Below are 21170 nucleotides of genomic sequence, written 5' to 3' on the forward strand. Positions count from 1 at the left end.
AGCTGCACGATTGCAATCTGTTCAAATCTTGCGCTGAACTTTTGCGTTCAACGTTGGCGCACATTGGTTTCAGCAAGGCCTTTGGCCAGGTGATCGAACGGCTGCAGAACAGTGGCGAGCTGCTCGGATGCCGCACCGTTCGCCAAAAGCATCTCGGCCACGACTTCCCCGAGCAAAACAATGCTGCGAACAGTGGGGCCCGTAGGAACACCAAGGCTCTTGTAGGTGTCGTCCAGCCCGTTGAGAACACGCTCATTGAGAATCGTGCTGTCGCCGGCAACCAGGGCATAGCTGGCGTAGCGCAGGAAGTAATCCATGTCCCGCAGACAGGCAGCGAGCCGACGGGTCGTGTAGGCGTTTCCGCCAGGAAGGAGCAGGTCGGGCTCATCCCGGAACAGCCGCTGGCTGGCCTCACGCACAATTTCGGCGGCGGAACCGTTGATCAGCTCAACAGCCTGAATCCGCAGCGTGGATTCATCCAAATACGCATTGATGCTGTCGATCGCTGGACGATCGAAATAACGACCCAGTTGGTCGTAGCGACCGATCAGACCGCTGATTGCATCGCGCATTTACCTGAATCTCCAGAGGATCCCCCGCGGACGCTAACACCGTTGAAGCGGGCAAATCCTTTGGCAGGCCTGCATTTCGGCCAAGTTGACAGAAACGGTTACGCAGTTGACTCCAGGCAGCTGGAACGTACCTCTTGATACAAAATGGTGACTTGTGGCTCTATACGGTCACACCACTGCACAATTCAGTCGAGCAGTCCTTTCTTATGTCGAAATCCCCCCAGGACGTCCTGCGCCAGATCAAGGACGAAGGCATCGAACTGATCGACCTCAAATTCACCGATCTGCACGGCAAGTGGCAGCACCTAACGGTCTGTACCGATCTGCTGGAGGAAGAATCCTTCACTGAGGGCCTGGCCTTTGACGGTTCCTCCATCCGTGGATGGAAGGGCATCCAAGCCTCCGACATGGCCATGGTTCCCGACGCCAACACGGCCTGGGTTGATCCGTTTTATCGGCACAAAACCCTGAGCATGATCTGCTCGATTCAGGAGCCGCGCACCGGTCAGCCCTATGAGCGCTGTCCCCGCGCCCTGGCCCAGCGTGCTTTGAATCACCTCGCCAGCACAGGACTGGCCGACATGGCCTTCTTCGGTCCTGAGCCTGAATTCTTCCTCTTCGACGACGTCCGCTACAACTCGGCCGAAGGTGGCTCCTTCTACAGCGTCGACACGATCGAGGCGGGTTGGAACACGGGTCGCATCGAGGAAGGCGGCAACCTCGCCTACAAAATTCAGGTGAAAGAGGGGTACTTTCCCGTTGCTCCGAACGACACAGCCCAGGACATCCGCTCCGAGATGCTTCTGCTGATGGGGCAACTGGGTATCCCCACCGAGAAGCACCACCACGAAGTTGCCGGCGCAGGCCAGCACGAGCTCGGCATGAAATTCGCTGAGCTCATCCAGGCAGCCGACAACGTCATGACGTACAAGTACGTCGTGCGCAACGTGGCCAAGAAGTACGGCAAGACAGCCACCTTCATGCCCAAGCCGGTGTTCAACGACAACGGCACAGGCATGCATGTGCACCAGAGCCTCTGGAAAGGTGGTCAGCCACTGTTCTTCGGCGAAGGCACCTACGCGAACCTGTCGCAGACCGCCCGCTGGTACATCGGCGGCATCCTCAAGCACGCTCCGGCCTTCCTGGCCTTCACCAACCCCACCACCAACAGCTACAAGCGTCTGGTGCCCGGCTTCGAAGCTCCAGTGAACCTGGTGTACTCGGAGGGCAACCGTTCCGCCGCTGTGAGAATTCCTCTCACCGGCCCAAGCCCCAAAGCCAAGCGCCTCGAATTCCGTTCCGGTGATGCCCTAGCCAATCCATATCTGGCCTTCAGCGCCATGATGATGGCTGGCCTGGATGGCATCAAGAACCAGATCGATCCCGGCGACGGCGAAGATCGCGATTTGTTCGAACTTCCTGCTGAAGAGCTTTCGAAGATCGCAACGGTCCCGGCTTCCCTCAATGGTGCCTTGGAAGCTCTGAATGCCGATCGTGGCTTTCTCACCGCTGGCGGAGTGTTCAGCGACGACTTCATCGACAACTGGATTGACCTCAAATACGAAGAGGTTCAGCAGCTGCGTCAGCGTCCTCACCCCCACGAATTCACCATGTACTACGACGCCTGATCAGCACTCGTTGAGACCCACGACCCGCCTCGCAGGAGGCGGGTTTTTTTTGTGGACTGCTTGGCACGCGGTTGCGCGTCACATCCGCTGGAATAGGGCCGTTGTCTGAATCCGCGATGGCGTCAACGCCCCTGAGCAAGCTTGCGTACCAAACGCTTCAGCAAGGCAAAAGCATCGCGGGCCTGGCTCACAAAGAGCTGAGCACCAAGCTGATGGAATGGGTGGCTCCCGATGCCGTTCCCAAAACCGAAGCAGTACCCGCCGAGGTGCTCGGAGAACTGCGCCTGGATATGAACAAGCTCCAGGAACAGGATTGGCAGGAGGCTCAATGGGGGATCTATCCGGAGCAACTGCTCTTCGATGCGCCCTGGCTCGACTGGGTCAGCCGTTATCCACAGGTGTGGATGGATCTCCCCTCCACCTGGGATCGACGCCGTGAGCGCAACGTTCGCGATCTGCCACGGGACACCGAAACAGCGCTTTACCCCGACTACTACCTTCAAAATTTTCATCATCAAACCGATGGATATCTGAGTGATCACTCCGCCGGTCTCTACGACTTACAGGTTGAGATCCTTTTCAACGGCACAGCCGATGCCATGCGTCGACGGGTCCTGGCTCCGCTCAAACGCGGCTTAAAGCATTTCGCTGACCGGGCTCCGGGCTCCCTGAAGATCCTTGATGTGGCCACCGGCACCGGTCGGACGCTGCACCAAATCCGAGCTGCTGTTCCTCACGCGCAACTCATCGGGACCGATCTCTCCGAGTCGTACCTCCGTCAGGCCAATCGCTGGTTGAATGCCGGGGACGCCTCGCTGGTTCAGCTGATCCGTGCCAATGGGGAATCACTCCCCTTGGCGGATGGCTCGGTTCAAGCCGTGACCTGTGTGTTCCTGCTGCATGAACTGCCAGCAGAAGCCCGCCAAAACGTTATCAACGAGGCTTGGAGGGTGCTCGAGCCAGGCGGTGTTTTCGTTCTTGCCGACTCTGTGCAGATGGCAGATTCAGCCAAATTTGCCGCAGTGATGGAGAACTTCCGGCGTGTCTTCCATGAGCCTTACTACCGGGATTACATCGGTGATGACATCGACAAACGCCTAACAGCTGCAGGCTTCGAGGGAATCACAGCTGAATCCCACTTCATGACACGGGTCTGGTCAGCACGCAAACCCACCAATGAAGAGACCTGATAAGCGGATTCCCTGACAGCGTCCCTTGCACGAACGTCTGCGAGCCATAGGGTAAATGCGATTACGAAGGGAACTTCATGACCAATCCCTTCCGGCTGCGTTGGCTTCAGGGCTGGACGTTTCAGGTCGTGCTGATGGAAGGTCACGTGCAAGTCGAAGCCCTTGGTTTCGGCATATGCCTGCGCACAGCGTTGCTGCCCGGGGAGAGCCCCCAAGCCGCGGCAGATCGTCTTGTTCTCTCTGAGGATCGCCGGCGGCGGGCCCTGCACAATGCATGGCTTCGCGGTCAGCACATGCCACAACCTTCGGGGGTCCCTTCCACCGAGGATGAAGCTCCCGCATCCAATTCTCTGGTGGTGGTTGCATAGGCCCATCGCCAACGGGTGGCCTGATCGGTTTAGAGCTGGGCCAGCAGCCAGGCCAGAGTGAAGCCCGCTCCAGCAAAGCGGAGTGCCTTCCAGAAACGCTGACCCGATTCCGTTGGTACATCCCACCCTGCAAGCGGCTGGCTGATCAGGTTTGTGGCAAGTTTGCGGCGCTGGATCCAGCGTCGAGCGGCAACACCCGACCCAATATGGGACTGCCTTTGCCCTTGCAGCAGCAAGCGTGAACCATGGTGCAACCAACGCAGTTCACTGCGACCTCGTTTGCCTTTGCGCTCTTCCAAGGCATTGAACCCACGTGCTCCGAAACTAGAGCGATCTACTGATCAAGGGATGACACCGCCCCCCGCCCCATGGCCCGACTCCGCCAAAGGAAAGGCAGAGGAGCTCCATCAGCTGCTCCGCATTAGCGATCGCGACTGGCATCAACTGAAAAGCAACCGCAAGCGTCGTGGTGCCGAGTTGTTGGCGGCAGCGTTGGTGCAATTACTCCGCCAGGGAGACCACACGGATGTCGAGCAACTAACCCAGCAAGCGCTTGGCTGGATTAAAGGAGAACTGAAGGATCCGGGCTGTCCCCATCACTGACCGGGCGCCGGCAGGCCAGTTGCAGTCGGTTTCCCCTCCGACTCCAGCGGACATCGTCGAAACATTGATGAATGAGGAACAGCCCGCGGCCACTGGCAGCATCTAGCGCCGTCGGCAGGGTCGCTCTGCGGGACTGCTGCGGCAAGCCGCAGCCTTCATCCTGAACCTGCCAGACCAACCAGTTGGGCGTCAGGATCCGACGAACGCGAAGCATCTTGGCTGGATTTTCATCATTGCCGTGGCGGACGGCATTCACCAGAGCCTCATGTAAACCCAACTCGATGCGCTGACTGGTGAACACACAGCCCACTGGCTCGGTGAGCAGCTCCAGCAGAGGGGCCAGCTGCAACGTGGACGGCAGTGTGAACTCAGCCCAGCGAAACCTCTTGGACGGCACAGTGGAGCACGTTGACGTCGGTCTTTTGAACTTACCGTTGTTAGATCTCCCCGTCAGGATCTGCGGGCCACAAGCGCTGGATGATTCAGAACTGAATCCATCAAACGAACCCCCCTCAGCTGATTGATCAACGGCATGTGGCCCTCGGGAGCCTCAATCGACCAAGTGAATGCACCGGGATACCGGGTCCATACCCCATCGCGTTTCCAGCCAATGCGGGGCCACAGGCGTTCGTAACGGCCATCGAGGGCGTCCAGTAGCTGGGACTGGACCGTAAAGCCAAAGCGGCCTTGGGAATAAACCGTCCAGAGCCTATCGAGACTGACCAGATCAATGCCCGAAATCGGAGCCACTTCAGTGAAGTAGACGTAGCCCCGCTTCACAGCAGCATCCCCGGCCAAATCGCGCAGACACTGGCTAGTGATGCGATCCGCTTCCTCAAAGTTTTGGTTGAGCAGCTCCTGCTGCAACGGGCCGTAATTCAGGCCAACTGCCGATTCCGCTGCCAGCCAGCCGGCATCTGGGGATTTGATCAGAGCGGCAATGGACTCAGGCTGGTGGCGCTGCAGGACCTGCAGAATCCAGCCTGCAGCCCAGTCATCACCGGCAGGATCGAAGCCAGAAAGAAGATCTGGCCCGACGGCAGCAAGGTCCTCAGATCGTGCTTCGACCTGCTTGATCAGAGGGCGTCGTTGGCGAGGTGTTCCCTTCGCGAAACGATCCAGCAGCTGGTCAACGCTGAGTTTGGTGGCGGGTGTGGAACCGGAGAGCATGAGTCGCAACCGGCCCCAACTGGCTCGGTGTTGGCCACTATGTCAGGCATGGGCGAGACAAGTTCAATCGAGATCCAGCAGCTTCGCGAGCTGAAAGGTCCGCTGGTGGATGTGCGCAGCCCCAGCGAATTTGCGAAGGGGCACTGGCCCGGGGCCATCAACCTGCCTTTGTTCAACGATGAGGAGCGGGCCGAAGTCGGCATCGCCTACAAGCAGCAAGGACGGAGACCAGCGATTCATCTGGGTCTTGAACTCACCGGACCCAAGCTCAGCAGCTTGGCCCGTGAGCTGGAGACCCTTCGCGAGCTGGGCAATCCACGGATCTACTGCTGGCGGGGAGGAATGCGCTCGGCCAGCATGGCCTGGCTCGCGCAGCAGATCGAACTCAGTCCAACACTTCTGCAAGGGGGTTATAAGAGCTACCGGCGCTGGGCCCAGAGCCGATTTGAACAGAGATGGCCCCTGCGCGTCATGGGGGGGCGAACGGGAACTGGAAAAACTGATTTGCTGTTGGCCATGGCGGCCTGCGGAGTAGCCGTTGTTGATCTGGAAGGGCTGGCCCACCACCGCGGCAGCAGTTTCGGCGGCCTGGGCCTGCCAGATCAACCCAGTACCGAGCACTACGAGAACAAATTGGCTGAAGCGTTGGATCAGCACCAACGCCAGCAGGCAACGGCGATTTGGTTGGAAGCCGAAAGCATCCAAGTAGGGAGCTGCCGCATTCCCAAACCTTTCTTCGATCAGATGCAGCAGGCCCCGGTGCTGGAGATTCAGCGCGACCTGAACGAACGGGTCGAACAGCTGGTGCAGGTGTACGGCCATCAAGGGGCGTCAGCTCTCGCTGAGGCGACCCAGCGGATCAGTCGACGACTCGGCCCGCAGCGCACCAAGGAAGCCCTCGAGGCGATTGACAGGGAAGACTGGGCCAGCGCCTGCCGCGCCACACTCGACTATTACGACCGTTGTTACGACCACGAATTGGCGCGATCCCCCAAACGCGACAACATCGACCTATCGGGCCTCAGTGCTGATCAAGCCGCGCAGACGCTGATTAAGCACGGGTTTGTTGAAATCCCCGATTAAGATCTCTGCTTCCGATGGTTCCAGAACGACGTGAGCGAAGCAGCGATTCAGTTCTTTCGGGGAGTCAATGAGCCGGTGGTTCCCGATATTCGTCTGACGCGCAGCCGCGACGGTCGTACTGGTCAAGCAACCTTCCGTTTCGAGAAGCCTGCTGCAATTGCTCCAGAAACGATGGGCGACATCACTGGAATGTGGATGGTCGATGAAGAAGGTGAGATGGTCACCCGAGAAGTGAACGGCAAGTTTGTGAACGGCACAGCGAGTGCTCTTGAAGCCGTTTACTCCTGGAAATCCGAAGAGGATTTCGAGCGATTCATGCGCTTTGCCCAGCGCTACGCCGAGGCCAACGGCTTGGGTTATTCACAAAATCAGGATTCCAATCAGACTGACGCTGCCGACGATCAACAAGCTTGAGACTGCCCCACTGGCTGTCGTTAACAGCCTTGATCGCAGCGATCATCTTGCTGTGGTCCCTGCGCGAGCTGGTTCTACTGCTCTTTGCTGCAGTTGTTCTGGCCATGGCCCTTTGCACACTTGTGGGCATCCTTCGAGAAAGGAGGCCGATGCAACGGCCTCTGGCCTTGATTCTCTGCATCGCCGGGTTGCTCTTGCTCGTTGCAGGGGCTGCAGGTGTTGTGGTGCCCCCATTCCTCGAGGAATTTGCCCTGCTGCTGCAGAAGCTGCCCGAAGCGGGTCAGACCCTGGTTCGGATGGGAGTCGATTGGATCGACACCATCAGCGAAGCCATCTATGGCGCCGATGCATTCCCCGACATCGATGAACTGGAACTGAGCGGTCCGCGACAACTCGTGCCCGATGGTTCATCACTGGCAGCAGGCGTGGGCAGCGGCTTGCTGGGCCTGCTCGGTGTTGCGGGAAACCTCGGCAACGGGGTGCTGCGTCTGTTGTTCGTGCTGGCAGTCGCTTTGATGATCAGCATTCAACCCCAGTCCTATCGGAGCGTGGGGCTTCAGCTGATTCCCTCTTTTTATCGACGCCGTGGGCGGCGGATCCTGGATCAGTGCGGTGCCGCTTTGAGTAGCTGGATGGTCGGCGTGCTGATCAGCTCACTGGCGGTGTTTGTGCTGTGCAGCATCGCGCTGACACTGTTGGGCGTGAAACTCGTTCTGGCCAATGCACTGCTGGCAGGACTGTTGAACGTGATCCCCAATGTGGGACCAACGATGAGCACCATCTTCCCGATGGCAGTCGCCCTGCTGGATGCCCCCTGGAAGGCAGCGGCGGTATTGGGGGTCTATGTGGTGATCCAAAACATCGAGAGTTACGTGATCACGCCTTCGGTGATGCACCACCAAGTGAAGCTGCTGCCCGGGTTGACCCTGGCCGCGCAGTTTTTGTTCACGCTGCTGTTCGGACCTCTCGGCCTGCTGATGGCTCTGCCTCTAGCGGTGGTGCTGCAGGTGATCATCCGTGAAGTCCTGATCCACGATGTTTTGGATCGCTGGAAACGTCTGGAGCCCGCACGATGACAGCCGGCACGTTTCTTGTTGCTCTCACCCTGGTGGTGCTGGTGCTGCTGCTCTGGCACCTGCGCTGGGTGCTCCTGGTGCTGTTCGGCGCCGTGGTGGTTGCGGTGGCACTGGATGTGCTGATTGTTCAAGTTCAGAAGCGAACACGGCTGAAACGACCACAAGCCCTGGCTGCCGTGCTTGGGATTTTGCTGTTCGCAGGGGGGCTATTGGGACAGCTGCTGGTACCGGAACTCATCAGCCAGTTCCAGCAATTGGGTCGTGATTTGCCGCAGTTGTTCAGCAAGGTGTCTGATCTGCTGAGCAGCGAGCCACGCCTGGCGCAGCTGAATGAAGCGCTGGGTGAGGGCCTCAACTTGAAAGGGCTTCAACCATTGCTGGGCTTTGCAGGCGGTGCGGCGAATTCGCTGATTCAGCTGTTCCTGATGGCCCTGCTCGCGATCTTGTTGGCCCTGGATCCCAGTTCCCATCGGCGCATGGTCGTCGCCGTGACGCCCCGCCCCGCCCGCCAGCAGATGGAACTGTTGCTGGATGAATGCCGTCAGGCGCTGGGGGGTTGGCTCAGCGGCATGACCCTTTCCGCCACCAGCGTGTTTTTGCTCACCTGGGGTGGACTGTTGCTGCTCAAGGCACCCCTTGCTCTATTGAGCGCCCTGGTCTGCGGCCTGCTCACCTTCGTACCCACCATCGGCCCCACGGCAGCAACCCTTCTACCGACGGGATTGGCCCTGCTGCAATCGCCGCAATTGATGGTCTCGGTGCTTGTTTTCCGGCTGGTGCTGCAGAACCTCGAGGCATTTCTACTCACGCCATTGCTGCTGCGCAAAACCGTGAATCTGCTTCCCACCGTCGCCCTGACAGCCCAGCTCAGCCTTGGCGCCCTGCTGGGGCTTCCAGGCGTACTGCTCGCCCTTCCTCTGGTGGTGGTGATTCAGGTGCTGATGCAGCGCGTGGTGGTACAGCAGATCATGGATCGCTGGGCCTAAGACCAGAATCCACCCATGTATCCAGATGAACACCTTGTAGCAAGGGTCACACCTGAGACCAGCTCTGACTAGGTACTTTTACGGTGTCGTGAGAGCGACGCGTCGAGCATTGGGGCTCTTGGGAGAGGGTCCCAATTTTTTTTGAACTGGCACCAAGGGCAAGCACATCAGGTCGAGCTTTCCATCCCCTAGAGCAGCTGGCGTTTCTTCTTCTCACTTGAATCGCGTTCCCGTTCAACCGCTTGCCAATAGGCCGCAGAAACCGCAACTTCTTGACCGCGTTCTATTTTGTTCAGCCGTGATTTCAGAGCCTCAACCTCGGCGCGCAACCCGAACACCACTTCATTGAGACCAGGATTCAATTCCATGAGACCTGAGCAACCAGTTGAGTCGTAGCTCAGGCGCAACAAGCAATGACGTTCAGATTGATACCAACACCACCCCTTCCAGGCCAACGATCCAATAGCGTGTCCAACAGGTCTTGAGACGAGCGGGCTTGGACGTCATCTTCAATTTCTCTCGATATGAGGAACTGAGGCAGGCCGTGAAGGAGCTGGTTCGCGAGAACCTCGATCCGGCATTACTGCACGAAGAGGCCCACGACCTGTTCGAATCGTGGTGGTCCTCGACCCACAGCAAGGGGCGTTGGAACACTGATGTGAAGCAACGCACCTGGGATTCAATCTGGCGTGAATTCGGAAATGGCTCCAGCTAGCCGAAACGACGCCACAGGGACGGTGAACCCAGCAGCACCACCACAGCCAACTGGTGATGTCGAATCGCATAGCCCAATCCTGTGAGTGTGAACTGATCACTCAGGAGCTGCACTTCAGTTCGCAGATCGCCCAGGGCCAAGAGGATCAGAAGAATCGGGAACCACCGAGCAGGATGGCGTCGCCGTTGAGATTCCCCACTGCGATCAGTCACGGGAACGGTCCCAGAGCGTGAGCAGCGAGGGGGCCAGGGCGATGCTCGACCAGGAGCCCACCACGACCCCCAAGGCCAGAGCAATCGCAAACCAATAGAGCGTTGCTCCCCCAAAGAACACCAGGGCCAACAGAGGAAGCAGGGTGGTTCCGCTTGTGTAGAGGGTGCGGGTCAATGTGGCAGACACCGCTTGATCCACCTGTAAAGAGAGAGGCAGATCAGCTGCATCCTTGCTTCGTTCACGGATGCGATCAAACACAACCACCGTGTCGTTCACCGAATATCCAGCAATCGTGAGCAGCGAGACGGCGAAGAGGCTGTCGACCTCCAGTTGCAGCACAACGCCAAGCCAAGCGAACACACCACAAACGATGGCGACGTCATGGGCAAGGGCCACCAGGGCCAGGAAGGCGTAGCGGCGGTCGTAGCGGAAGCTGATGTAGGCCGCGATGCCACTGAAGGCGACCAGCAGAGAAATCAGGCTGCTGCGCAACAGTTGCCGACCCAAGCTGGGACCAATGGTGTCGACCGATTGACCACCAGAGAGGAACGGACCCGCGACCGGTTCAACCGCCTGGATCACCGCTTGGCCCTGGGCAGCCGACAGGGTTGGCAGCCGCAACAAGAGTGACTGACCGCCATCCAACAGCTGAACCCGGGGCGCCCCCAGGTTGGGGAGAGGTTGCCCCTCCTCCACTGGCAGGTCCAGGCTGCGAATCACATCGGAGACCGCAATCGCCTTGAGCTCACCGCAGGAGTCATCACAACGGCGCTCCAACTGAATCTGCGTGCCGCCGGTGAAGTCCAGGCCCGGACGCAGGGGGGCCCGAATGGCGGGATCCAGCCAGCTGAGCAGCAACCCCAGCAGGCTCACAAACACCACAAGGCCAGAGATCAGCCACACCCTGCGCCGCATGCTGCTGAGGGACCAGCGCAGATTGCGGACCTCGCCCGCTGTTGCCGATGACGAAGGTTCAGTCATGGTTCAGGCGGAAGGAGAAGGAAGCTGCCGGGCGGGCAGGAAATTACTGGCACGACGAAGACCGGCGTAACCCATCAGGAAACGCAACAAGGTGCGGGTGCAGGTGAGGGCTGTGAACAGGCTCAGCAAGACGCCGATGCCCAAAGTTGCCGCGAAGCCCTTGACCAGTCCCGTGCCAAGGAAAAAGAGAGCTGCACAGCTGATCAACGTGGTCAGGTGACCATCAACGATTGATGAAAAGGCCTCCGAGAAACCAGTATCAATCGAGCGAATCAGGGTGTTGCCACGCCGCAGTTCATCTTTGATGCGCTCAAAGATCAGAACGTTGGCGTCCACAGCCATACCAATCGAAAGGATGAATCCAGCGATTCCCGGCAGGGTGAGCGTGACGGGGATCAAGGCATACACCGCCAAGTTGAACAGTGCATACAGGCTGAGAGCCATTACAGCCACAGCCCCAGGCAGGCGATAGGCCACCACCATGAACACTGCCACCAGGGCCAGGCCCGAGAGGGCGGCCACCAGGCTGCGGCGGATGTTCTCAGCCCCCAGAGTGGGGCCGATGGTGCGAACCTCGATTACCTCAACGGGGAGGGGCAAAGAGCCGCCCCGCAGCTTCACCTCCAGTTCGCGCGCCGTTTCCGCACTGAAATTGCCGCTGATGGTGGCTGCACCACCTGAGATGCCAGCGCTCTTGAACTGGGGACCAACACTGGCGGCACTGATCAGCTGATCATCCAAGATGATCGCCAGCAATCGGTCGGTGCCCGCAATCGACTTGGTGAGATCAGCGAAAGCCTCAGCGCCCTCCCCATCGAAGTTGAGGGTCACTTCCCAGCTGGTTGGATTGTTCTGTAGCGGTTGACGACCGGCAGTCACAAGCTGCTTACCCGTCAGTGCGGCCGGCTCAAGCATTGTGAGCAAGTCGGCATCGACCTTCTCGAGCAAGTCCCGAAGCTGCTCTTCCTCCGAAGTGGCCTCGCCCTCGAGCCCAAGAGTCTTCTGGGTTGTCTTGAGCTGATCCAGATCCAGCGGCGCCGGCGTTTCACCGCGGCGGATCTGATCCTCACGGAGCTTGAGAATGGCTTCCACCTGGGAGCGGAGCTGCCTCAGCCCACGGAATTCAGCTTCGGTATCGGGCTTCTGAGCACGAAACTCCAGCAGAGCCGTGTCGCCAAGAACCCTCGCAGCCGCAGTGGGGTCCTGTTCGCCAGGGAGCTGCAACACCAGCTGCGACTCACCCACCGTCTGGAGAGTCGACTCGGCCACACCGAGACCGTTGACCCGGCGATCGAGCACGGCTTTCACCGCTTCCATTTCCTCGGAGCCCACACGGGTGATCTCTCCGGCTGGCTTCACCTCAACAGTGAGCTGACTGCCGCCCCGCAGATCGAGACCCAGTTCCAGCGGAGTGCGAACTAAAAACATCCCGGCTGCGATCGCCAGGGCAAGAACAAGGGCAAACCAACCCTGAAAACGCGCCATCAACGTCAGATGTCCTTGTTGACCAACGCCTGAGCCGCCTCAACAATCTGATGCGGCTGAATGATCGTGAGATTCTCCAAGGATCCGTTGTAGGGGGTTGGAATGTCCTGACTGGATAGACGCATCGGACGGGCATCCAGATCGTCGAAGCACTGCTCAGTGATCAAAGCGATCAGCTCGGCACCGATACCGCCGGTCTTCATGCATTCCTCCACGACAATCACCTTGTGGGTCTTGCGAATGGAGCGGCTGATCGTCTCCATATCAAAGGGCTTGAGACTGATTAGATCGATCAGTTCAACGCTGACGCCGTCGGCTTCCAATTGCTCCACCGCTTTTAGGCAGTGGTGACGCATCCGGGAATAGGTGAGGATCGTGACGTCCTTACCTTCTTGCACCAGATCAGCCTGATCAAGGGCACAGGTGTAGTCGCCTTCGGGAAGCTCCTCGGAGAGGTTGTAGAGCAGAACATGCTCGAAGAAGAGCACGGGATTGTTGTCCCGAATCGCGGCCTTCATCAGGCCTTTGGCATTGGTGGGCGTGCTGCAGGCAACGATCTTGATGCCGGGCACGGCATGGAAATAGGCCTCAAGCCGCTGGCTGTGCTCAGCCCCAAGCTGACGACCCACGCCACCCGGCCCGCGCACCACCGTGGGAATGGTGAAGTTGCCGCCACTGGTGTAGCGGAGCATCCCCATGTTGTTGGAAATCTGGTTGAAGGCCAGGAGCAGGAAGCCCATGTTCATCCCTTCAACGATCGGGCGAAGACCGGTCATCGCCGCACCCACCGCCATACCGGTGAATCCGTTCTCGGCAATCGGCGTGTCCAGCACCCTGAGATCGCCGTATTTCTCCGCCAGATCCTTGGTGACCTTGTAACTGCCGCCGTAATGGCCGACGTCTTCACCCATCACACAGACGTGGGGGTCTCTGCCCATCTCCTCGTCGATGGCTTCCCGGAGGGCGTTGAAGAGAAGTGTTCCTGCCACGGCGTCCCTTTGATCCCGGCCAATCCGGGTGGTGACGCCAAGCTATCTCAGTCAGCGCAGGGTCAACCGCCGGCAGCAAAGGTGAACAGCAACAAAACTGAGAGAAGCATGGCTGGAGACAGCAGCAGCGCCAGCTGACCGAGGTCGTGGGGCGTCATCCAAACCCTGGCAATGGGCGGAGGCTAGGCAGGGTTCTGATCGCGAGCCGTAAAGAGACTGCGAAGAAACACCAGGGTCAGACCGAGAGCCACAAACCCGGTGCTGAACGTGGCCAGAAAGGACAAGCCCACCAGCAAGGTCTTCAGCGTGACGGCAATGTTTTGGGCAATCGGCGAGCTGTAGTGAGGTGGGTGAACAGCGAAGTACACCACCATCCGCCGGCTCCAACCCAGAGCAAGCCAAGCCAAGAATCCAGCTGTGAGCGCCCCAGAAAGAAAACTCAGCGGACCTTTGCGGGGATCCCGTGGCTCGGGGCTCTCTGTGGTCTTGGCATCAGTCATGACTCGATCCTCACGCCATCTCGGCGAAAGGCGCAAGACCACGCCGTTAATCCGGCACTTTCCAGCTGGGGAGCGAGATCGCCCTGGACCTGTTGACATGACTCCAGATCACGGAACAGCGCAAAGCAACTGGGACCTGATCCGCTCATCGCCACCGCCAGGCTGTGGGGAACGCTCTTCAACAGTTGAAGCGCCGAGCGCACAGCAGCTGTTTCGGGCGCCACCACCTCCTGCAGATCGTTGCGCAAAGACGGTGGACGATCGCTGCGCAAGGGGTTCAGCCAATCGTCCTGACGTAGGGCCTGCCGGCGGCGTTCAAACGCAGCCTCATCAGCGAGGTAGCGGGATTGGTTTAGCTCGCGGCAACGTTTGTAGGCCCATGGCGTTGAAACGCTCGCCCTGGGGTCTTTGACCAACAACACTGCCAGGGGTTCATTGGTCGGCGGCACCGCCTCCAGCTGCTCCCCTCGGCCGAAACAGAGCTGACACCCTCCGGCGACACAGAAGGGCATATCAGAGCCGAGCTCAGCCGCCATCCGCTCCAAATCAGCGGGGCTATGGCCCAATCCCCAAAGGGCATTCAGACCCACCAGCGCCGCGGCGCCGTCGCTGGAACCTCCAGCCAGGCCACCACCAATGGGGATGCGTTTCTCCAGATGAATCGACGCCCCCAATTCACTGAAGCCGGAACGATCCCGCAGCAGGTGAGCCGCACGGAGGATCAAGTTGTCGTCGCCAACACTGAGGCTGGCGTCATCGCAACTGAGGCTGACCCGCGCATCGGCGGTGTTCTCAAAGCTGAGACGATCCGCCAATTCGATGCTCTGCATCACCATGGCCAGCTCATGGAAACCGTCCGACCGCAGCCCCAGGACCTCCAGGTGCAGATTGACTTTTGCCGGGGCCGTCACCGTAATCATGGTGGTCGTTCAGTCGCCCCGATTCAAACCCCTGGCCAGGGCAACCCAGATGTCCGGAGCTAGTTCCTGGGGGCGCTGCTGAAGGCTGAAGCCAGCGGAGGCAGCCAAAGCCTGCAAGCGGTCGGGATCGGCCACGCCCGCCAGGGTGTTGCGCAGCATCTTGCGCCGCGCCAGAAATGCCTGCTTCAGCAGGGATTCCACCTGAGCAGCCAAGGCCGGCTCCACCCGCTCGGACGGCGGCAAAGGCTCCAGGCAGATCACTTCCGACTGCACCTTCGGAGGGGGCTGAAAACAGCGCGGCGGCACTGGACACACCGAACCACAGCGGGCAAGCAACTGCATTCGCACACTTAGGGCGCTGAAACTGCTGTGGCCCGGACGGGCACGGATCCGCTCCGCCACTTCCTTCTGCACCAGCAACACAAGCCGTTGGTACGGCGGATCCACAGGGCGATCCAACCGCCCCACCAGCCGCTCAAGCAGAGGCCCTGTGATGTTGTAAGGGATGTTGGCCACCACTTTGTCGGCGATGTGACCGTCACTCAATTCGAGGGGCGCCTCGAGAACATCCCCCTGATGGAGGCTGAACCCAGGGTGATCAGCGAAACGATCCTGCAGACCGGCCACCAGATCGCGATCAAGCTCGATCGCATGCACTGCCCCCACATCCGCAGCCAGAAGACGCTCGGTTAAAGCCCCCCGACCAGGCCCCACCTCCAGCACGCGATCGGTCGGCTGAAGATCGGCAGCCTCAACAATCCGCTGCAGAACGGAGTCGTCACGCAACCAGTGCTGGCCGAAGCGTTTGCGGGCGTGATGTCCGGAGAAACCCATGGATCAACTGTGCATCAGCACAGCCGCTCCACATCCATCCAGCAGATCGTTTCTTGGGATGGCATCAACGGCACAAGGGCCAGCTTGATCCGGAGCAGCTTCTCGGCGCAGGTTGGATGCGCAGCTCTCCAGCAACTGATCGCACGCGCCATGCGGCGTCGTTTGGCGGGATGAAACGCATCCAGGCCGCGGCGGTCCCAATGACCGATGCGACGCCCTTTTACCTCCACCACCAACAGCTGCTGATGCTGTTCCAGCACCAGATCCAGTTCCCCCCAGCGGCAGCGCCAGTTGCGATCGAGCAACCGCCATCCCTTCGCTTCAAGCTGTTGCAAGGCCTGCTGTTCCGCCCAGCGACCGCTGCATTGAGACTCCACCGGCATGAACCATCACTTTCTTGTTCAAACCATTCCCCCCAGGAACGGTTCTAGGGTTCAGCGGTGATTGTTCCGCTCATGCGCAGACACTTCGCGGCCCTTCTGGTCTCTTTTTTGGTCTTAACCGCTCAGTGGCTGGTGGTCGCTCCGGTCCATGCGGCCATGGATGTCGCCAAACAGGTCTTGATCGGTGCCGACTACTCCGACAAAGATCTGCGTGGGGCCACCTTCAACCTGAGCAACCTGCGCGAAGCCAATCTCTCTGGATCGGATCTACGCGGGGCAAGCCTGTACGGCGCGAAACTGCAGGACGCCGACCTCAGCGGCACAGATCTGCGCGAAGCCACGCTGGATTCCGCCGTGATGACGGGAACCAACCTCTCGGATGCCGTACTGGAAGGAGCCTTCGCCTTCAACACTCGCTTCAAGGATGTGGTGATCACAGGAGCTGACTTCACCGATGTCCCCATGCGCGGTGACCAACTCAAAAGCCTTTGTGCAGTGGCCGACGGCGTTAATTCAGTCACTGGCCGAAGCACCCGCGAAAGTCTCGGTTGCGCTTGAACCATGAGCTTTGATCCCCGCAGTCTGGAGCGCCTGCGTGAGTTGGGGCGCCAGCTCCCCGAACGTTTGCCAGAACCCAAGCCCCCGGCGGCAGCCAAAGCAAGCCAAGCGCGCCACCGCGTCGAAACGGAAAAGGATCCCGAGGAACTTTTCCGGGAACTGATGAAGGCCAGCCAGGACGGCACGGTTCCTGAGCACCTCATGGCCCGCCTCAAACAGTTGGAAGCCCAACGCAAGCCGTCGGGGCAGTCTTCGTCCTTGAACAGCAGCAGCGAGGTTCCAAGCCTTGCCGCGCCGATGCGCAGCCAGGCTGGACCGGGAAAAAACACCAAACCGAAACGGCCGAAGGTTGACCCGGGAAGCGAAGAGGAGAGCCTCTATGTGGCCTTCGGTCAGCTGCTTCTCGAGGACGAAGGAGATGACGTTTGAACCCGGCTCGTTGCCGGATTCTTGCGGTGGGCAAAGTGCGTCGCGGTTGGATTCAGGAGGGCATTGAGCTTTACCTCAAACGCCTGCCGGGATTGACCATCAGCGAGCTTCGGGACAGCACCCCGGATAAAGAGGCAGATGCGATCCGAGCGGCCCTAAGGCCAGACGAAACCCTGATCGCTCTCATGGAGCAGGGCGAGACCCTGGCGTCGGTTCCCTTCGCGCGACGACTCGAACAGTTCGGTTACGAGCGGCTGGTCTTTGTGATTGGTGGAGCCGATGGTCTGACCCCTGAGCTCAAGGCACAGGCCCACTGGCGCCTGAGCCTCTCTCCAATGACTTTCCCCCATGAACTAGCGCGACTGATGCTTGTGGAACAACTGTTCCGGGCCCAGGCGATTGTTCAAGGTAGCCCTTATCACCGCGCCTAAGATTTCTCTGTCGCTGCATCTCTTTCTCTCTCCACCATGCGTCTGGCTCTGCTCTCCCCGATCCATGGCCAGTCAATTGATCACATTGCCCGACAACTGGAGAACTACAGGGTGTTTCTTACACCCTTTGAGTTGCGTCATTACTTCCACGTTTCTTTGGAGAGTCATCCAGACCTCCAATCCGACCTCACCGCCCTCGCCGAACGGGAGGGTCACAGCATCCACTTCACAAAACGAAGGCAGCCCACCTGGCGGCCCTGCACCGTTTATGCCCTGTGCGAACTAATCAAGACCGTCCTGTCCGACCACCACTGTCCTGACAAGGTCCTTATTCACACCGATACTGACCTTCTTGTCTCCAGCCAGGCGAAGAATCAACTCTCCAACCACCGTATCGGCTGCGGCAACAAGCCATTTCGGATTGACAGAAAAACCAGTTGGAGATGGAGATCAAAAGCTAAATCTGATCCTCACCTCAAACAATTTGTCAGGGAAATGTTGGACGACGACCCTTCAAAGCTTCGGGTTGGGCGGGTTTGTGGTACCTACATGCCCTGGTCGACCTTCAAAACTTTCGGGGTGCTCTTCAATAACTATTTCAACAACAACTACTTCAAGAGAAGGCCCAAACGCCACTGGCCCGTAACTGAAATCGCTATACCCAGCATTCTTCATCTTTTAGAGGGCCCAAAAGCCAACTTTCAACCTCCTTTGATCGAAGTACCAGAGGGCAAAAAAGTGTCCTGCAAAAAAATCGATCGGTTGCTCCAAAGCGATCACAGCTTTGGACTCAAAAAAATTGCCCGGGATACAGACAGCGAAGCGTTCCAGTACGTGATGCGCCTGCAAAAACAAGCCTCGCAACACGCCTAAACCATGCTGCACGTGGTCGACAACCTGCTGCAACCCGAGGAGCTGCAACACCTGCGGGATCTTTGCGACATCCATGGCCGGCTCATGGAGCAGCATTCCGGCGATGCTCAGTTCAGCTGGCGACCCGAGAGCGGTGCCCCCCGCTCCATCCACGCGCCCGCCCAGCAAGCCATCGTCGATCGCTATCTCGACGAGGTTCTTCTCCCCCTAGCCACACCGTTCGCACCCCAGCGGGCCGGGATCGAGTGGTGGTGCAATACCAACAACGACCTCGATTGGCACATCGACAAGGACGAACTGGAAGGCCAACACAGCGGCCGCTATGTACTGCCGTTGCTGTCCACAGTGTTTTATCCCCACGTCAGCTGTGCTGGAGGTGAACTTCTGGTCGCCGACAACCCCCCGATCAGCAACGGCTATCAGGGTCCCCTGCCAACGTTCCGGTCTGTGATCTCGATCCCTCCTGTGGTGAACCGTTTGGTGCTCTTCTCACCCGGAATCCTGCATCGCATCAACCCATTCGAAGGCGAGCGCTACTCCGTGGCCGTGAACATCTGGGCTCAACCGCCCCTCACCACAACTGCTGCAGAGCCACCGGCTTGAATTTCTCAATCGATACGGTCCAGGCCCGCGGAGAAAAGGTCTGCAGCGCCGCTTTGAATGCAGCCGTATCACCCGTGTTCAGCCAGGCCGCCTTAAGCCTGGGCACATCCTCCGGCAGCCGCTCCATCGGCAGCTCCACCAGCAGCAGACTGTCTGCTCCAGCAGCACGCTGCAGAGAGCCCTGATCGCTGCGCTGGAAGACCCGCAGCAGCAGCTCCAGCACCAAGACATGGCCCAACTCTTCCGGAGCCTCACCCTGCGGAGCCACCTCTTTCTGAGAGCGTCCCCCCAGAGGCAACGCCCGCTGCCCCTGCTGATCGATCAACGCCATGGCTACGAGATAAGGAGAGTCAGCCAATACCAGAACCCGAAGACCACCATCCTCACCGGACCCTCCCCATACCGATAAGTACATGTGTACTATTTAGCCAGCTGTTGCTGTTGCCGTGGAGCTCCAACACAGTCCGCTGCCCCTGCAACCAAGGCGAACTCGGCTCACCCTGCCCCTAGCCAATGAATGCGTTGCCGCTGGGTTCCCATCCCCCGCCGATGACTACATCGATGTGGGGATCGACCTCAATGAACAACTCATCCGGCATCCCACCAGCACCTTTTTCCTGCATGTCAGCGGCAACTCCATGACCGACGCCGGCATCCACGACGGTGATCTCCTGGTGGTCGATCGCAGCCTCGAACCGCGACCGGGGAAGGTGGTCGTGGCTGTGCTTGACGGTGGCTTCACCCTCAAGCGCCTGGTGCGCCATCGCGGCAGGTTGCGCCTGGAAGCCGCCCATCCGGACTATCCCCCGCTGGAGCTTCATCGCTGCGGCGAGGTTCAGATCTGGGGCGTCGCCATTCATGTGATCCATCCGCTCTGAGGCGACATCGCCATGTCTCAGGCCACGGCCCTGATCGATGGAAACAATTTCTATGCCTCCTGCGAGCAGAGCCTGGACCCGGCCCTGATCGGCCGGCCCGTGGTGGTGCTGTCCAATAACGACGGCTGCATCGTGGCGCGCAGCGCCGAAGCCCGTGCCCTGGGGATCCGCATGGGGACGCCGTACTTCAAGGCGCGTCGAGAGCTTGAACGGCACAACGTGGTGGTGCGCAGTTCGAACTACGCCCTTTATGCCGATATGAGCCAGCGGATGATGAGCCTGCTGGAGGCCCACTGTGAAGAGCTGGAGGTGTATTCGATCGACGAAGCCTTCGGGCGGATTCGTCGTCCCAGCAATGGTGATTTACAAGGTTGGGCCCGGCAGCTGCGGGCACGGGCCCGACAGAACCTCGGCATCCCAATCGCCATCGGCCTGGGGGCCAGCAAAGGACAGGCCAAGCTGGCCAATCGCCTGGCCAAACAGACCCCGAACCGTGCCGGGACGTTCGACCTCGGCCAGTGCGATAACCCTGATCATTGGCTGGAAACGATTGCGATCGAGGATGTCTGGGGGATCGGTCGTCAATTGGCCCATTGGTGTCGACTGCGGGGCATCAGCAACGCAAGACGCCTGCGGGACATGCCGAGCGGTGAGCTACGCGCCAAATGCGGCGTGGTGGGTCTGCGTCTGCAACGCGAACTGCGCGGCCATGCCTGCCTACCGCTGGAGCTTGCACCGGCACCGAAGCAGGAAACCTGCGTGAGCCGCAGTTTCAGCCGACCCATCACCAGCGAGGCTGAGCTGCACCAGGCCATCACGACCTATGTGGTGCGCGCCGCCGAGAAATTGCGCAAGCAACGGCAGCGGGCGGCAGCCCTCACCATCTACACCCGCACAAGCCCGTTCTCTCCTGGCTTTTACAGCCAAGCGGCCAGCACGCAACTGGATCTACCGAGCAATGACACGGCCGTGCTGCTGCAAGCAGCGCGACCCTTGGTGGCACGAATCTTTCGCCCCCACCGTCAACTGGCCAAGGCCGGCGTGCTGATGCAGCACCTGCAGAGCCATGAGATCCTCCAGACCCATCTGATGGTGCCGATGAGTGAAGAGCAGCAGCAGAAACGGGAATGCCTGATGCAGACCATCGACCAGATCAATCGGCGTTACGGGCGTGGAACCCTGCAATGGGCAGGCTGCGGACTGCAGCCGAGCTGGTTGATGCGACGGGAGCAACTCAGCCGAGCCGCCACCACCCGTCTGCAGGATCTACCCGTGGTGAGGGCCTGAG

At 59.6% G+C, this 21170-nt stretch carries 30 protein-coding genes; 16 read left to right on the forward strand and 14 right to left on the reverse strand.

Annotated elements, in window-relative coordinates:
• Positions 1 to 47: 47 nt before the first annotated feature.
• Positions 48 to 572 carry an allophycocyanin subunit beta gene (locus tag FZZ92_RS04045; RefSeq protein WP_115023308.1) on the reverse strand — a complete coding sequence of 175 codons (525 nt, stop codon included), beginning with the start codon at positions 570 to 572 and terminating at the stop codon, positions 48 to 50.
• Between the two features lie 206 nt (positions 573 to 778).
• Here FZZ92_RS04045 and glnA point away from each other — a divergent pair, with 206 nt between their 5' ends.
• The 3 genes from glnA to FZZ92_RS04060 all read left to right on the forward strand — a co-directional run bounded on the left by glnA (position 779) and on the right by FZZ92_RS04060 (position 3758).
• On the forward strand, positions 779 to 2200 hold the full coding sequence (gene glnA / locus FZZ92_RS04050; protein ID WP_006849711.1) for a type I glutamate--ammonia ligase: 1422 nt from the start codon (positions 779 to 781) through the stop codon (positions 2198 to 2200).
• A gap of 116 nt (positions 2201 to 2316) precedes the next feature.
• Complete coding sequence (locus FZZ92_RS04055; protein WP_226397776.1) at positions 2317 to 3390, forward strand: class I SAM-dependent methyltransferase; 1074 nt, start codon at positions 2317 to 2319, stop codon at positions 3388 to 3390.
• A 77-nt stretch (positions 3391 to 3467) separates the two neighbouring features.
• Positions 3468 to 3758: a copper-binding protein gene (locus tag FZZ92_RS04060; protein ID WP_226406908.1), complete on the forward strand. Its 291-nt coding sequence runs from the start codon at positions 3468 to 3470 to the stop codon at positions 3756 to 3758.
• Positions 3759 to 3787: 29 nt separating this feature from the next.
• Here FZZ92_RS04060 and FZZ92_RS04065 read toward each other — a convergent pair whose 3' ends face one another.
• Complete coding sequence (locus FZZ92_RS04065) at positions 3788 to 4057, reverse strand: hypothetical protein (RefSeq protein WP_226397732.1); 270 nt, start codon at positions 4055 to 4057, stop codon at positions 3788 to 3790.
• A 49-nt stretch (positions 4058 to 4106) separates the two neighbouring features.
• On the opposite strand from FZZ92_RS04065, the gene FZZ92_RS04070 reads away from it, so the two are divergent.
• Entirely contained in the window at positions 4107 to 4361 is a 255-nt protein-coding gene (locus tag FZZ92_RS04070) for a DUF6439 family protein (protein WP_226397733.1), read from the forward strand.
• On the opposite strand, the gene FZZ92_RS04075 is transcribed toward FZZ92_RS04070, so the two are convergent.
• Together FZZ92_RS04075 and FZZ92_RS04080 are read right to left on the reverse strand one after the other, a co-directional pair.
• Complete coding sequence (locus tag FZZ92_RS04075; protein WP_226422635.1) at positions 4321 to 4758, reverse strand: ATP-binding protein; 438 nt, start codon at positions 4756 to 4758, stop codon at positions 4321 to 4323. The two genes, FZZ92_RS04070 and FZZ92_RS04075, sit on opposite strands and share 41 nt — an antisense overlap.
• Positions 4759 to 4811: 53 nt before the next feature.
• Positions 4812 to 5531, reverse strand: a complete 720-nt coding sequence (locus FZZ92_RS04080; protein ID WP_226422636.1) for a GUN4 domain-containing protein — start codon at positions 5529 to 5531, stop codon at positions 4812 to 4814.
• Positions 5532 to 5570: 39 nt separating this feature from the next.
• Between FZZ92_RS04080 and mnmH the strand changes: the two genes are divergently transcribed.
• The 4 genes from mnmH to FZZ92_RS04100 are packed head-to-tail and all read left to right on the forward strand — an operon-like array spanning position 5571 to position 9090.
• Positions 5571 to 6614 (forward strand): tRNA 2-selenouridine(34) synthase MnmH, encoded by a 1044-nt coding sequence (mnmH, locus tag FZZ92_RS04085; RefSeq protein WP_226422687.1) that lies wholly within the window; start codon positions 5571 to 5573, stop codon positions 6612 to 6614.
• Between the two features lie 30 nt (positions 6615 to 6644).
• A complete protein-coding gene (gene psb28 / locus FZZ92_RS04090) occupies positions 6645 to 7028 on the forward strand; it encodes a photosystem II reaction center protein Psb28 (RefSeq protein WP_226397736.1) in 384 nt (127 codons plus the stop codon).
• Complete coding sequence (locus FZZ92_RS04095) at positions 7025 to 8104, forward strand: AI-2E family transporter (protein WP_226422637.1); 1080 nt, start codon at positions 7025 to 7027, stop codon at positions 8102 to 8104. Before psb28 ends, FZZ92_RS04095 begins: the two co-directional genes overlap by 4 nt.
• Complete coding sequence (locus FZZ92_RS04100) at positions 8101 to 9090, forward strand: AI-2E family transporter (RefSeq protein ID WP_226397738.1); 990 nt, start codon at positions 8101 to 8103, stop codon at positions 9088 to 9090. The genes FZZ92_RS04095 and FZZ92_RS04100 overlap by 4 nt, the downstream gene beginning before the upstream one ends.
• A 188-nt stretch (positions 9091 to 9278) precedes the next feature.
• Here the strand turns inward: FZZ92_RS04100 and FZZ92_RS04105 are convergent, their stop codons facing one another.
• Positions 9279 to 9500, reverse strand: a complete 222-nt coding sequence (locus FZZ92_RS04105; protein ID WP_226422638.1) for a hypothetical protein — start codon at positions 9498 to 9500, stop codon at positions 9279 to 9281.
• A gap of 134 nt (positions 9501 to 9634) precedes the next feature.
• On the opposite strand from FZZ92_RS04105, the gene FZZ92_RS04110 reads away from it, so the two are divergent.
• Positions 9635 to 9805, forward strand: a complete 171-nt coding sequence (locus FZZ92_RS04110) for a hypothetical protein (RefSeq protein ID WP_226422639.1) — start codon at positions 9635 to 9637, stop codon at positions 9803 to 9805.
• Here FZZ92_RS04110 and FZZ92_RS04115 read toward each other — a convergent pair.
• The 8 genes from FZZ92_RS04115 to FZZ92_RS04150 all read right to left on the reverse strand — a co-directional run bounded on the left by FZZ92_RS04115 (position 9802) and on the right by FZZ92_RS04150 (position 16110).
• A complete protein-coding gene (locus tag FZZ92_RS04115; protein ID WP_115023330.1) occupies positions 9802 to 10017 on the reverse strand; it encodes a hypothetical protein in 216 nt (71 codons plus the stop codon). The genes FZZ92_RS04110 and FZZ92_RS04115 overlap by 4 nt on opposite strands.
• Positions 10010 to 10999 (reverse strand): protein translocase subunit SecF, encoded by a 990-nt coding sequence (gene secF, locus FZZ92_RS04120; protein ID WP_226397740.1) that lies wholly within the window; start codon positions 10997 to 10999, stop codon positions 10010 to 10012. The genes FZZ92_RS04115 and secF overlap by 8 nt, the downstream gene beginning before the upstream one ends.
• A 3-nt stretch (positions 11000 to 11002) precedes the next feature.
• Positions 11003 to 12484 carry a protein translocase subunit SecD gene (secD, locus tag FZZ92_RS04125; protein WP_226397741.1) on the reverse strand — a complete coding sequence of 494 codons (1482 nt, stop codon included), beginning with the start codon at positions 12482 to 12484 and terminating at the stop codon, positions 11003 to 11005.
• 5 nt (positions 12485 to 12489) lie between these two features.
• Positions 12490 to 13473: a pyruvate dehydrogenase complex E1 component subunit beta gene (locus FZZ92_RS04130; RefSeq protein ID WP_226422640.1), complete on the reverse strand. Its 984-nt coding sequence runs from the start codon at positions 13471 to 13473 to the stop codon at positions 12490 to 12492.
• A 182-nt stretch (positions 13474 to 13655) separates the two neighbouring features.
• On the reverse strand, positions 13656 to 13973 hold the full coding sequence (locus FZZ92_RS04135) for a DUF3082 domain-containing protein (RefSeq protein WP_115023336.1): 318 nt from the start codon (positions 13971 to 13973) through the stop codon (positions 13656 to 13658).
• Entirely contained in the window at positions 13970 to 14893 is a 924-nt protein-coding gene (ispE, locus tag FZZ92_RS04140; RefSeq protein WP_226422641.1) for a 4-(cytidine 5'-diphospho)-2-C-methyl-D-erythritol kinase, read from the reverse strand. The genes FZZ92_RS04135 and ispE overlap by 4 nt, the downstream gene beginning before the upstream one ends.
• Before the next feature lie 9 nt (positions 14894 to 14902).
• Positions 14903 to 15727, reverse strand: coding sequence for a 16S rRNA (adenine(1518)-N(6)/adenine(1519)-N(6))-dimethyltransferase RsmA (gene rsmA, locus FZZ92_RS04145; protein WP_226397744.1), 825 nt, complete (start codon positions 15725 to 15727; stop codon positions 14903 to 14905).
• 14 nt (positions 15728 to 15741) lie between these two features.
• A complete protein-coding gene (locus tag FZZ92_RS04150; RefSeq protein ID WP_115023341.1) occupies positions 15742 to 16110 on the reverse strand; it encodes a YraN family protein in 369 nt (122 codons plus the stop codon).
• A gap of 72 nt (positions 16111 to 16182) precedes the next feature.
• Here FZZ92_RS04150 and FZZ92_RS04155 point away from each other — a divergent pair, with 72 nt between their 5' ends.
• Genes FZZ92_RS04155 through FZZ92_RS04175 form a run of 5 tightly spaced genes read left to right on the forward strand, consistent with a single transcriptional unit; the run spans position 16183 to position 19004 of the window.
• A complete protein-coding gene (locus tag FZZ92_RS04155; RefSeq protein WP_226422642.1) occupies positions 16183 to 16668 on the forward strand; it encodes a pentapeptide repeat-containing protein in 486 nt (161 codons plus the stop codon).
• A 3-nt stretch (positions 16669 to 16671) separates the two neighbouring features.
• Positions 16672 to 17097, forward strand: a complete 426-nt coding sequence (locus FZZ92_RS04160; RefSeq protein WP_226397746.1) for a hypothetical protein — start codon at positions 16672 to 16674, stop codon at positions 17095 to 17097.
• Positions 17094 to 17528: a 23S rRNA (pseudouridine(1915)-N(3))-methyltransferase RlmH gene (locus tag FZZ92_RS04165; protein ID WP_115023345.1), complete on the forward strand. Its 435-nt coding sequence runs from the start codon at positions 17094 to 17096 to the stop codon at positions 17526 to 17528. The genes FZZ92_RS04160 and FZZ92_RS04165 overlap by 4 nt, the downstream gene beginning before the upstream one ends.
• A gap of 36 nt (positions 17529 to 17564) precedes the next feature.
• Positions 17565 to 18401: a hypothetical protein gene (locus FZZ92_RS04170; RefSeq protein ID WP_226397747.1), complete on the forward strand. Its 837-nt coding sequence runs from the start codon at positions 17565 to 17567 to the stop codon at positions 18399 to 18401.
• A 3-nt stretch (positions 18402 to 18404) separates the two neighbouring features.
• The gene (locus tag FZZ92_RS04175; RefSeq protein WP_115023348.1) at positions 18405 to 19004 is read left to right on the forward strand and encodes a 2OG-Fe(II) oxygenase; all 600 of its coding nucleotides are present in this window, start codon (positions 18405 to 18407) and stop codon (positions 19002 to 19004) included.
• Here FZZ92_RS04175 and FZZ92_RS04180 read toward each other — a convergent pair.
• On the reverse strand, positions 18973 to 19419 hold the full coding sequence (locus FZZ92_RS04180; RefSeq protein WP_226397748.1) for a hypothetical protein: 447 nt from the start codon (positions 19417 to 19419) through the stop codon (positions 18973 to 18975). The two genes, FZZ92_RS04175 and FZZ92_RS04180, sit on opposite strands and share 32 nt — an antisense overlap.
• A gap of 31 nt (positions 19420 to 19450) precedes the next feature.
• On the opposite strand from FZZ92_RS04180, the gene FZZ92_RS04185 reads away from it, so the two are divergent.
• Positions 19451 to 19882 carry a LexA family transcriptional regulator gene (locus tag FZZ92_RS04185; protein ID WP_115023352.1) on the forward strand — a complete coding sequence of 144 codons (432 nt, stop codon included), beginning with the start codon at positions 19451 to 19453 and terminating at the stop codon, positions 19880 to 19882.
• A gap of 12 nt (positions 19883 to 19894) precedes the next feature.
• Positions 19895 to 21169, forward strand: a complete 1275-nt coding sequence (locus tag FZZ92_RS04190; RefSeq protein ID WP_226422643.1) for a Y-family DNA polymerase — start codon at positions 19895 to 19897, stop codon at positions 21167 to 21169.
• Position 21170 lies beyond the last annotated feature (1 nt).

The sequence above is a fragment of the Synechococcus sp. MU1611 genome, from assembly GCF_020514255.1.
Taxonomy (GTDB): Bacteria; Cyanobacteriota; Cyanobacteriia; order PCC-6307; family Cyanobiaceae; genus Parasynechococcus.

Coding starts and splice junctions, on each gene's coding strand:
- FZZ92_RS04045 (WP_115023308.1), bottom strand. CDS start 572: ATGCGCGATGCAATCAGCGGTCTGATCGGTCGCTACGACCAACTGGGT.
- glnA (WP_006849711.1), top strand. CDS start 779: ATGTCGAAATCCCCCCAGGACGTCCTGCGCCAGATCAAGGACGAAGGC.
- FZZ92_RS04055 (WP_226397776.1), top strand. CDS start 2,317: ATGGCGTCAACGCCCCTGAGCAAGCTTGCGTACCAAACGCTTCAGCAA.
- FZZ92_RS04060 (WP_226406908.1), top strand. CDS start 3,468: ATGACCAATCCCTTCCGGCTGCGTTGGCTTCAGGGCTGGACGTTTCAG.
- FZZ92_RS04070 (WP_226397733.1), top strand. CDS start 4,107: ATGACACCGCCCCCCGCCCCATGGCCCGACTCCGCCAAAGGAAAGGCA.
- FZZ92_RS04080 (WP_226422636.1), bottom strand. CDS start 5,531: ATGCTCTCCGGTTCCACACCCGCCACCAAACTCAGCGTTGACCAGCTG.
- mnmH (WP_226422687.1), top strand. CDS start 5,571: ATGTCAGGCATGGGCGAGACAAGTTCAATCGAGATCCAGCAGCTTCGC.
- FZZ92_RS04100 (WP_226397738.1), top strand. CDS start 8,101: ATGACAGCCGGCACGTTTCTTGTTGCTCTCACCCTGGTGGTGCTGGTG.
- secF (WP_226397740.1), bottom strand. CDS start 10,999: ATGACTGAACCTTCGTCATCGGCAACAGCGGGCGAGGTCCGCAATCTG.
- secD (WP_226397741.1), bottom strand. CDS start 12,484: ATGGCGCGTTTTCAGGGTTGGTTTGCCCTTGTTCTTGCCCTGGCGATC.
- FZZ92_RS04135 (WP_115023336.1), bottom strand. CDS start 13,973: ATGACTGATGCCAAGACCACAGAGAGCCCCGAGCCACGGGATCCCCGC.
- ispE (WP_226422641.1), bottom strand. CDS start 14,893: ATGATTACGGTGACGGCCCCGGCAAAAGTCAATCTGCACCTGGAGGTC.
- rsmA (WP_226397744.1), bottom strand. CDS start 15,727: ATGGGTTTCTCCGGACATCACGCCCGCAAACGCTTCGGCCAGCACTGG.
- FZZ92_RS04150 (WP_115023341.1), bottom strand. CDS start 16,110: ATGCCGGTGGAGTCTCAATGCAGCGGTCGCTGGGCGGAACAGCAGGCC.
- FZZ92_RS04155 (WP_226422642.1), top strand. CDS start 16,183: ATGCGCAGACACTTCGCGGCCCTTCTGGTCTCTTTTTTGGTCTTAACC.
- FZZ92_RS04160 (WP_226397746.1), top strand. CDS start 16,672: ATGAGCTTTGATCCCCGCAGTCTGGAGCGCCTGCGTGAGTTGGGGCGC.
- FZZ92_RS04170 (WP_226397747.1), top strand. CDS start 17,565: ATGCGTCTGGCTCTGCTCTCCCCGATCCATGGCCAGTCAATTGATCAC.
- FZZ92_RS04175 (WP_115023348.1), top strand. CDS start 18,405: ATGCTGCACGTGGTCGACAACCTGCTGCAACCCGAGGAGCTGCAACAC.
- FZZ92_RS04180 (WP_226397748.1), bottom strand. CDS start 19,419: ATGTACTTATCGGTATGGGGAGGGTCCGGTGAGGATGGTGGTCTTCGG.
- FZZ92_RS04190 (WP_226422643.1), top strand. CDS start 19,895: ATGTCTCAGGCCACGGCCCTGATCGATGGAAACAATTTCTATGCCTCC.